The 7,753-nt window shown below is 62.2% G+C and carries 7 protein-coding genes and 2 pseudogenes; 6 read left to right on the plus strand and 3 right to left on the minus strand.

Annotation, left to right across the window (positions count from 1 at the left end):
* Positions 1–887: hydroxymethylglutaryl-CoA reductase, degradative (locus EN750_RS10500; RefSeq protein WP_127396377.1), on the minus strand; the 887-nt coding region annotated here is incomplete at its 3' end.
* 142 nt (positions 888–1,029) lie between these two features.
* Here EN750_RS10500 and EN750_RS10505 point away from each other — a divergent pair.
* Positions 1,030–2,406, plus strand: a complete 1,377-nt coding sequence (locus EN750_RS10505) for a PLP-dependent aminotransferase family protein (RefSeq protein ID WP_127396378.1) — start codon at positions 1,030–1,032, stop codon at positions 2,404–2,406.
* A 30-nt stretch (positions 2,407–2,436) separates the two neighbouring features.
* Here EN750_RS10505 and EN750_RS10510 read toward each other — a convergent pair.
* Positions 2,437–2,556, minus strand: a pseudogene (locus EN750_RS10510) (DUF736 family protein); the annotation flags it as partial.
* A 327-nt stretch (positions 2,557–2,883) separates the two neighbouring features.
* On the opposite strand from EN750_RS10510, the gene EN750_RS10515 reads away from it, so the two are divergent.
* On the plus strand, positions 2,884–3,165 hold the full coding sequence (locus EN750_RS10515; RefSeq protein ID WP_095089546.1) for an HU family DNA-binding protein: 282 nt from the start codon (positions 2,884–2,886) through the stop codon (positions 3,163–3,165).
* Between the two features lie 187 nt (positions 3,166–3,352).
* Positions 3,353–3,460, plus strand: a pseudogene (locus EN750_RS10520) (transposase domain-containing protein); the annotation flags it as partial.
* Between the two features lie 39 nt (positions 3,461–3,499).
* Here EN750_RS10520 and EN750_RS10525 read toward each other — a convergent pair.
* On the minus strand, positions 3,500–5,482 hold the full coding sequence (locus EN750_RS10525; RefSeq protein WP_127396379.1) for a BTAD domain-containing putative transcriptional regulator: 1,983 nt from the start codon (positions 5,480–5,482) through the stop codon (positions 3,500–3,502).
* A gap of 151 nt (positions 5,483–5,633) precedes the next feature.
* Here EN750_RS10525 and EN750_RS10530 point away from each other — a divergent pair, with 151 nt between their 5' ends.
* From EN750_RS10530 to EN750_RS10540, 3 genes are all read left to right on the plus strand, one after another.
* Positions 5,634–6,632 carry a DMT family transporter gene (locus EN750_RS10530; RefSeq protein WP_127396380.1) on the plus strand — a complete coding sequence of 333 codons (999 nt, stop codon included), beginning with the start codon at positions 5,634–5,636 and terminating at the stop codon, positions 6,630–6,632.
* Positions 6,633–6,780: 148 nt separating this feature from the next.
* Positions 6,781–7,446, plus strand: a complete 666-nt coding sequence (locus tag EN750_RS10535; RefSeq protein ID WP_245482669.1) for a hypothetical protein — start codon at positions 6,781–6,783, stop codon at positions 7,444–7,446.
* A 29-nt stretch (positions 7,447–7,475) separates the two neighbouring features.
* Positions 7,476–7,753, plus strand: a 278-nt coding sequence (locus EN750_RS10540) for a DUF1194 domain-containing protein (RefSeq protein WP_245482670.1), incomplete at its 3' end; no start/stop codon positions are given.

Here is a 7,753-nt window from a genome sequence, read left to right on the forward strand (position 1 = left end):
ATCGCCCGCCAGTCGTTGCCGGTCGCGACGACGATTGGATCGATGCCGTTCATGATGCCCTTATTGTGCGTGGCCGCGCGGTAAGGATCGACGATCGCCAGCGAACAGGCCTCGACGATGCCGGCAACGATACGCTCGCCGGTGAACTCCTTCGTCGCCAGTGCCTTCGGCGTCAGCCGCACCCGCGCCCGCGCCAGCCTGAGGTCGGCCAGGTTGGAGAGGATGCGCAGCCGGACGGTGCCACCCGAAATGCGCTCGATCATCGGTGCGACTGCCTCGGCCATGGTATTGACCGTGTTGGCGCCCATCGCGTCGCGCACGTCGACGAGCAGATGCAGCACCACCATCGGTCCGACTTGCGTCTCCTCGAACACCTGCACTTCAATCTCGCGGCAGCCGCCGCCGAGGCCGATCAGCACCCGGTCCTTCTCGTTGGCGGCGGCGATGATCTGGTCGCGGGCGGACAGCAGCCTGGCGCGTGCGCCGTGCGGATCGGACAGACCGAGTATCTGCACCTGTGCCCGCATGATCGGTGCGGTGCTCGATGTCTCGAAGCCGCCGCAACCGCGGGCGATGCGCGCCATGTAGGAGGCGGCGGCGACCACCGACGGCTCTTCCACCGCCATCGGGATGAGGTAATCGCGACCGTTAATTGTGAAATTGGTGGCGACGCCGAGCGGAATCTCGAAAGTGCCGACCACATTCTCGATCATGCCGTTGGCGAGATCGAGCGGCAGGACGCCGCCGCGCAAGGCATCGCGATCCGCCTGCCCAAGACGAGCGGCGTCGCCGACCGTCGCCAGGCGATCGGCCGGCGACAGGTCGCGGAATTTCTCGATGCGGGAATTCAGCCGCGGCTCGACACCGCTGTCCTGGACAGCCACCATCACGATCGCCTCCCTGCGAATGCTTGTCGTTGAGGCAGCTATCGTTTAACTGATACCATCTATCAAGGTACAGCTACAGGAAACAGCGACAAACTGTACCAGTCCATATCAGGGCACGCAGCCCATCGGAGGATGTTCTGGGATGACGCGCGCCGAGGCCGTGGCGGCAGAGATCAGAAGGCGCATCGAGACCGGCTCGATTACCGTCGGCGCCAAGCTTCCGTCGATACGCAAGGCCGCCGAGCAATTCGACGTTTCCAAGAACACCATCGTCGATGCCTATGACCGGCTGGTATCCGCGGGCATCGCGTTTTCGCGGCCCGGCGCCGGCTTCATGGTCGCCGAGCGTCGCCGGCAGACGCCGAGCGAGCGTCCCCGCCATGTCGCGGAAGCGGTCGACATCGCCTCGCTGCTCAATGCGCAGTTGGAGGAGAGCTTTTCGATCCGCGTCGGCGACGGGCGGCCGCCCGCCTCATGGATGGAGGAATCGGAAGTGCGGCGCCATCTCGGGCTGCTCGGCCGGCACCAGAGGTCCAGCAGTGACGGCTATGGTTCGGCGATGGGCCTGCCGGCGCTGCGCGAGCGCCTCGCCTTCGACCTCATGGAGCGCGAGGTGCAGGCGAGCCCGGACCAGATCCTGCTGACATTCGGCGCCAACCACGCACTGGACCTGATCATACGCCGCTTCCTCGTCGCCGGCGATACCGTGCTGGTCGACGACCCCGGCTATTACCCGCTTTTCGCCAAGCTGAAGCTGGCGCAGATCTGCATGATCGGCGTGAAGCGGACGCCGGCCGGTCCGGACCTCGACGATCTCGCCGGCAAGGCCGAGCGCGAGCGTCCGAAGCTGTTCTTCACACAATCGCTTGCGCACAATCCAACCGGCAGCTCGACCAACCTGCCGACGGCTCACTCGATCCTGACGATCGCCGCGCGCTGCGACATGCTGGTGGTCGAGGACGACCCGTTCGTCGACCTGCCGACGGTCCGTGGCGTTGGCCTTGCGCCTCTCGACCAGTTGCGGAACGTCATCTGCGTGCGCACCTTTGCCAAGACGTTGTCGGCCAGCCTGCGCTGCGGCTATATCGCCGCGCGCCCCGACCTTATCGCTTCCCTTGCCGAGTTGAAGATGCTGACGACAGTCAACAGCTCAGGACACATTGAGCGGTTGATCCATGGATTGATCAGTGAAGGTCACTATCGGCGCCACCTCAAGCGTTTGGCGCAGCGTGTGCAGCAGGCCACCGAGACGGTCGTTCCCCGCCTTCAGAAGATGGGTCTTAAGCTCTTTGCCGAGCCGACAGGTGGATACTACGTCTATCTGGAGCTTCCCGAGTATGTCGATGACATCGCCCTCGCCCGGGAAGGCGCTCGCCAGGGGATTTTTATCGCACCTGGTACCGTGTTTTCGCCGGAGCGCCAACCTGCCAAGGCAGGCATCCGCGTCAACATCGCCTGGGCCTCGGATCCTCATTTTTTTGACTTCATGCTGGCAGAGCTTAGGCATCGGCGGACTTGAACATGACAAAGCCCCGCCTTGCGGCGGGGCTTAGTGCTTGACGGACCACTCCGCGGCGCGTCGTGACCAGATGAGCGAGAAGTCGCCCCCGGTGTCGGTCTCGACCAAGCTCGCGTAGATCGGAGCGGGGAAGCTGGGATCGTCGAGCTTGGGCAGCTACGAAGGCCAATTGATTGCTGAGGGCAGCGGCTTCCAAGCCGCCAAATGCCGTGACGATTCCCGTCACACCTGATCCTCCACCGCATGGCCGAATGTGCAATTACGCCTCACACCGGCGAGGCATTGCTGGGAAAGGGTCGTCTACACGCCGGGCGTCTGATGCCGAAGTCATGCGCTGCGGGACTTTCGAGACAGAGTGGTGGAAATTCCCGGTTCGAGCGTTGGTTTGCACCGGATTCCGTTCCATGACCCCGATGACAGTGTGGAATTTCCTGTGCCATAAGGCCAATCGGTTGAACCAATTCAGGGATGGAAACGATGGCTGTAAACACGATCGATATTGCCGAACGCCTTGCAGACGCGCACGGCCTGTCGAAAACCCAAGCGAAATCCGTGGTCGAGGATGTGTTGAAGGGCATTGCGGAAGCCGCTGCCAAGGGCGAGGAAATCAGCCTCAATGGCTTCGGCAAGTTCAAGGTACAGAACAAACCAGCACGTGATGGCCGCAACCCGTCGACTGGAGCCACGATCAAGATCGCCGCATCGAAGAAGATCGTCTTCCAGCCGGCAAAGGCTCTCAAGGACTCGGTGAACGGCTGACCATTTTATGACGATACATCTCGTCTGATAGTAACGCGCCGTTCTGTTGGGCGATGGTGTCTCATGCCAAGATCATCAGTTTCTCATTGCTGCCGTTCTTAGGTCGGGGTCCCAAGCCGCGCCATTGGCGCGGCCGGAAAATTCTCCAACACCTATTTTATCACAATCTAATGTGAGCCTCGCAATCTGCAAACTCAATGACGTCGACCCACTCGGCTATCTCGCCGACGTGCTCACTAGGGACTTCAACCGCCATCCGAACAGCCAGATAGACGGCCTGCTACCTTGGACCTATATCTGGGCGCTTGAGCTAAGGACGTGGCCTGGACTGTGGCTAGGAACTGGGAAGGCCAGCCCTCGACAGCATCTCAAGGAACCGGGAATGGTGATGATCCTTCACATAGCGCGGCACAAAGCCAGGGCAGACATTGCTCAGATTGAGATGCGGAAGTTGTGACAGGCAATGGTGGATGGCCCGGGACGCTTCTTCGTTGTTTCCGGTGGCCGACGCGGTCGCGGCCCAATAAAGGGCGCCGCGAACGAAGCCCGGCTTTGTCCTGACCACTTTGCGGGCGGCTTCGAGCGCCCGCTGGTTGTCTCCGCCAGCGAAGAGCGCCACAACCAGGCCGTGGTGGCGCCAGAAGTCGATCACATCGTGCGTTCCGAGCCGGATTGCTTCGTTGGCCTCGCGCACCGCTTCGTCGACCTGTCCGCGCAACGCAAAGAGCATCGAAATATCGCCGTGGCCAGTCGGGTAGCTCGGGTTGAGGCTGATCGCGTGGCGGCATTCGGCGATCGCCTCGTCGATACGACCGCAACTTTCGAGAGCGAACGACAAGATACATCGAGCAATTTCATCGTCCGGTACCGCCCGCACCGCGGCTTCCGCAAGCTCGACCGCACGCTCGATCACCCCTCGCTCCCGAGGCAGTGCACCAAACGCCACGCCCATGGATATTACGATCGAGAGCGTCCGCTTTGCACGGGCGTTGTCGGGACCTAGCGAGAAGGCCTTCTCGGCAAGCTCTATCCCGACCAAAAGTGAGTCCCGAGTCATCTCAAAATATTTCATGAGAGCTTCGTTGACCAGCCTGCGCACTTCAGGGGTCCCCGGCGGGCTTTTGTCTCGAACCTTCCAGTTGGTCAGTTGAAGTTCGAGGATCACGGCAAGAACAACAGACTGTGCGATCCTGTCCTGGAATTCGAGCGCGTTCTCGAAGTGGCCGTCGAACTTCTGGGCCCAGACGTGGTGGCCGCCGGCGGCGTCGACGAGCTGGACATTTACCCTCAACCCATTGCCGGATCTCTGGACGCTGCCGCTGAGCATATATCGCGCCCGGAGTGTCCCTGGCGTCTTGGCTTCTTCGCCTGGACCGCTCTTTTCGGGCGGAAGCGCGGCGAGCACGACATAGTCGGCCACTTCGGAAAGGGCCGTCGTGATGTCCTGGACAAGTCCCTTGGCGAAAAAGTCGTCGCCTTGCTTTCCAGTCAGATTGACGAAGTCGGCAACGCTGATGGACGGACGCCCAAGGCGCTGGCTGGCCGGAACACCACTTGTCGACTGCACATTTGAAGCGTCATCGGCGGCAAGCAACAGAGATTGCCAAAGCGCCCGCGTTTCAGGGCCGACTTCGACGCCGAACTCCTTCTTCAGCATGCTTCTGCAGGCTTCGTATGTCCTGATTGCCCTGTCGCGTTGCCCGCATGCGAGCAGCAATTCCATCTTGAGCCGATAGGATTCTTCCCGTGTCGGTTCCATGGTCACAATACGATCGGCCAGGATCAGCCCGGCATCAGGGTCGACGAGACGGGCCAGTTTTTCGAAGGACTCAAGCGCGCGGCCGAGCAGCCTGTCGCGTTCCGATGTGATCCAGTCATCGAACGCATTGCTTCCCAGGTAAAGCCCGTCGAGGAAGGGCCCGGTGTAGTTCGCCAAGGCCTTCGCGAGGTCCTGGGCGGAACGTGCCGAGAGACCCGTTTCGAACTTCTCCACGTCGACTTGAACGGCCTCTGGCCTCAGGGCGATCAGCTCACCGCTGGAATGGATGAGATCCACCCCCTCTCGCGCCAGATCCTGGCGCAGGACACTGAGGGCTTGCCGAAGGCTGTTGCGCGAATGTTCGCCGTCGCTGTCGCCCCATAGGAGGTCAGCCAGCCTCTCCCGCGTCGCCGCCATGCCAGGACATCGGGCCAGATAGGCGATGATTGCCGGCCCTCGTTTCCCGGTCAGCCGAAGCGGACCGGCCGTTTCATTTTCAATCCGGAAACCGCCAAAGAGTGAGATTCTATTTGCAGCGCCCCTGTCCTCACTTTGCATTTGCTATCCCAGCCTGACGAAATCCTAACTCAAAACTAACGCTTCGCAACAGTCGGCCTTCGCGCTCAAGCGCTGCCGTAACGGCAGGCTGTTTAGGCTTTGCTAAATTAAGGTGACCAAGTCAACGAAAGGCTTGGTTCGAGGGGGACGCGTGTCCAGGACAAGAGCCAATTTGCTGCTGCTATTCGCAGCCGCTTTGTGGGGCTTCGGCAATGTCTCGCAAAAGATGGTGCTTGTGCATCTCGAGGCGCTGAGTGCGGTGGGTCTGCGCTGCCTGATCGGCGGCCTGCTTGTGTTGCCCTTTGTCTTGATGGAGAGGCGGCTTCCGCTCGGGCCGGACTATTTTTCCAGCTTGGCCAAGGTGTGCGCGCTGTTTGCCATCTCCATCACGCTCCAGCAGCTTTGCTATCTCGGCGCCTCCGTCACCAATGCGAGCTTCCTGGTCAGCACGGCAACGGTAATGACACCGCTGGCCGCCTGGTTTCTCGTAGGCGAACGTCCGACAGCGAGTCTCACGGTCGCCGCCGGGCTGACCGTTGTTGGAGCCCTGCTGTTGTCGGATGGGATTGCCGGGTTCAGCAGTGGCGATCTCACCGCTGTCCTCTCGGCTGCCTGCTATGCGCTCTGGGCAGTCGAACTGGGTCGGCACATGCAGGTGCATGCGCGGCCGTTCACCGCAGCCGCGACACAGTTCTTCGGCGCCGCCGCCTTCGCCCTGCCGCTCGGCGCAATGCAAGGCAATCTGTCGTTGGCCGCCGCATTCGCAGCCGGCCCGGAACTGGCGATCCTCGGCGTGTTCTCCACTGCGATTGCCTTCGGCATACAGACGGTTGCCCTCCGCTTTACGCCGGCCAGCCACGCCGCCGTGATCGTCAGCGCAGAAAGCGTTTTCGGGGCGCTGGGCGCGGCGATCTTTCTCGGCGAGCGGAGCTCGTCCGCGAGCGCATTGGGTGCCGCCATCATTCTGGGTGCGATCCTGTCCGTGGCACTGTCGAACCGAGCGCCGCAGGCACGCACGTCCTTGCGAACCGCTTCGGTTCAACCCTTCGACGGGGCCCCTGCCTTTGCAGCTGCCGCCGCAAATTGGGCAGGCGATCGTCACCCCAACAATTCAGGTCCAGTGGAGGAATGTGATGACCCTTGCCGGTGATGCGAAACCTATTCCGGCCCCGGTTGCCGCCCGACACGGGGGCAGTGGCGTCGATCAGTCAGGCGGCGGTGGCTTTGCCGATGGCGGCCGGACTTCTCGCGGGGGCGCAGTGATGGACGCGCGGAGAATCCTTCTTCCGATCGCACATTTGGCATCGGCGCTTCGCGCCCGCATGAGGGGACCGGGCGGCTACTACAACAGCGGCAACGCGCTCGGCCTCATTGTCGGTCTCGCGATCCAGATTGCCACCGCGCCGGTCGGCTTGCATGAGGGAAGCAGCGTCACCATGGCGGTGATCGAATACTTCGCTGGCAGCCATGGCACTGTTGCGCTGACCTTGACCACCCTGGTCTTCTTCTGGGGCGGCGAGGCCTATCACCGGGCCTGGGCAAGGCCGGATGCTCCCGATCCCGCCCTCAACCGTCTGGGCGACTTCCTGTCGGGCCTGGGTGCGATCGGGCTCGGCATTGCCCTGTTGCTGCTCGGCGATCCATTGCTTGCGGCGACCTCCGGCCTGCTGCATGCGCTGGGCAAATTCGGCAGCACCTTCCACAGGCCCGGCACGCCAATTCCGATGTGGCCGGCCGCTTGGCCCGATCCGTTCCGCAGTGCGGTGCTCGCCAGCCGGTTGCCGGCAATGCTGGCGACGACAGTGGCCCTCGGCCGTGCTTTGCCTGAGGTCTGGTCGGGCGGCTCCTTCGCGGCCCTCGCCATGCCACTGACTTTGCTCGGCTGTTATCTCTTGTGGACCAAGGCCGATCTGCTGCTGTTCGGCGTGGGCACCAAGGCGATCCGCCAGATTTCCACATGTTGAGCTCGCTTTTGAAACGACCGGATGTCGAGATGGAGAATGACATGTTTGGCAGTGTGTATCATCAGGACGCCGGCCCCCCATCCTTTCGCAAACGGGTGCGGGCGACAGGCTGGGGCAGTCTCCTGACGCCGGCCGGTTCAATCTCGAGAGTGACAGGAATACTTGCAGCTTCGCTGTTTTGGGGAGCCTCGGCCCATGCCGCGAACGTTGACGTCGCCATCGTGTTCGCGGTCGACTTCTCGTCATCCATCGATCCGAAGATTGCCGATATGCAACGCGAGGGACATGCCGCGGCACTCACCTCGCC

The organism is Mesorhizobium sp. M7A.F.Ca.ET.027.03.2.1, assembly GCF_003999175.1.
Taxonomy (GTDB): Bacteria; Pseudomonadota; Alphaproteobacteria; order Rhizobiales; family Rhizobiaceae; genus Mesorhizobium.

Coding starts and splice junctions, on each gene's coding strand:
- EN750_RS10505 (WP_127396378.1), top strand. CDS start 1,030: ATGACGCGCGCCGAGGCCGTGGCGGCAGAGATCAGAAGGCGCATCGAG.
- EN750_RS10515 (WP_095089546.1), top strand. CDS start 2,884: ATGGCTGTAAACACGATCGATATTGCCGAACGCCTTGCAGACGCGCAC.
- EN750_RS10525 (WP_127396379.1), bottom strand. CDS start 5,482: ATGCAAAGTGAGGACAGGGGCGCTGCAAATAGAATCTCACTCTTTGGC.